Source organism: Calidifontibacillus erzurumensis (genome assembly GCF_013303125.1).
Lineage (GTDB): Bacteria > Bacillota > Bacilli > Bacillales > Bacillaceae_J > Calidifontibacillus > Calidifontibacillus erzurumensis.
Genome location: NZ_JABTTE010000067.1, coordinates 1 through 792, shown reverse-complemented (window position 1 = coordinate 792; position 792 = coordinate 1). Strand labels below are relative to the sequence as shown.

Annotated in this window: 1 protein-coding gene; it reads left to right on the top strand. The window is 34.6% G+C overall.

The features are described from left to right. The coding region (locus tag HR057_RS16810) for a hypothetical protein (protein WP_230474527.1) at positions 1-724 on the top strand (724 nt) is incomplete at its 5' end. Between the last annotated feature and the right edge of the window lie 68 nt (positions 725-792).

The window sequence follows — 792 nt, the reverse complement described above, 5'->3', positions numbered from 1 at the left end:
AAATAATGAACCTCAAACCAATAGTATGAAGAAAAGAATGATTGCAACGGTATGTTTTACAGGGGAAGGAGCCGCACAGCTGCTTGAAACTTGGATTAAATCTCAATTGTCAGAAATAGATCAAGATGTTGTTGTTCGAACAGTCCGTATTGATCCAACAACAAAAGATACGACTGTTTTAAATGATTTGAATAATTATTATAAAATTGTCGCTATCATCGGTACTGTCCCTGTTTCCATTGAAGGGATTCCATACATTCCTGCTTGGGAGCTTCTGCAATCCGAGGGGATTACCCGTATGAAAAAATTATTGGAGATTACAAGAAATTCATCTGGATTCATAGAAAAAGATGATATTCAAGAAAATGAAATTCCACAGTTAATTCTAAGAGGGCTAAGCGAAATTGTAACGTATGTCAATCCTAAAATCATTACCACTATTTTGGAAGAATATATGCCCCAAATCCGCAGTTACTTTAAATGGGATAATATGAGGGAATTAGGTATGTGGATGCATATGGGAAGCTTAATGGACCGGATCATTTCTGCAAAAATGAATAATACGTTGGAAAAATTAATTGAATCCATTCCTTTCAACCCTAAATTAAATATTACAAAAGATGAGAGAAAGGTATGGACTCCATTGATTGAAAAATTTGAAACCGAATTTGAAATTGAAATCCCTAATAAAGTTGTCGAGGAGTTAGTCAAACTTTCCCGTTAAAAAGAAGATCAATTTGTTAGCGTTTTCACCGTAAGAATTTAACTTTTTCCGACAGAAGTCTCCCAACC